The organism is Streptomyces sparsus (genome assembly GCF_054776295.1).
On record NZ_BAAHCA010001442.1, the window covers coordinates 1 to 840 of the forward strand.

The 840-nt window shown below is 77.7% G+C and carries 1 protein-coding gene; it reads right to left on the reverse strand.

Annotated elements, in window-relative coordinates; all coding sequences use genetic code 11:
- On the reverse strand, positions 1-840 hold an 840-nt coding region (locus ACYVE9_RS28945), incomplete at both ends, for a tetratricopeptide repeat protein (RefSeq protein ID WP_461030843.1).

Sequence of the window (840 nt, forward strand, 5' to 3'; positions counted from 1 at the left end):
CCGCGCGCAGCACGCCGACGGTGCGGGCCGAGCCCGGCCGGTGCGTCAGGTCGAGCAGCGTCTCCGCCTGCTGCTCCGCCTCCCGCCAGGCGCCGGCCCGGAGCAGTACGTCGAGCAGTTCGGCGGCGAACAGCGAGCGGTAGGCGGGACCCCGCGGGCCGTCGGTCGCCCGCCGGAGGAAGTCGGCGGCCCGCTCGTGGTCGCCGAGGGCGGACCAGGTGAGTCCGCAGTGCCCGTCCAGTTCCCGTTCGTCGACCCACCACGTCCAGGGCGGGTCGGCGGCGCCCACTCCGTCGAGGAACAGCGAACGTGCCCGGCGGAGTTCGGCGAGCGCCCGGTGCCGGCCGCCTGCCTCGGCGTGCGCGCGCGCCGTGCGGATCCGGAAGACGGTTGCCGTCCTCGGCGGCAGCGGACCCGTCGAGTCCAGGACCGCCTCGGCCAGCGCTCCGGACTCGGCGAGGCGTCCCCGGTGTGCTTGCTGCATGCTCAGCGTGGCCAGCACCAGGCGGGCGGTGGCCCGGTCGGACACCTCCGACGCGAGGGCGAGGGCCCGCCGGTTGACGTGTTCTGCGGCGTGCTGCCGGCCCGCGTCGAAGAGGATCCAGCCGGCTGCGGAGAGCAGTTCCGCGCGGGCGGTGCGCACCCCGGTGCGGGAGCCCCGGCCCGGGCCGGAGTACCGGTCCCGCTCGGGGCGGTGCGCCTGGCCGTAGCCGTCCGGGGCTCCTACCGCTGCCGCCGGATGGCCAAGGGCCCTCCAGGCGGCCGGCGCCGCGCTGATGGCACCCCGGTCCCGGTCCAGGGCCAGCAGGCGCGCGGTGGCCTCCCGCACCCGGCGTTCGG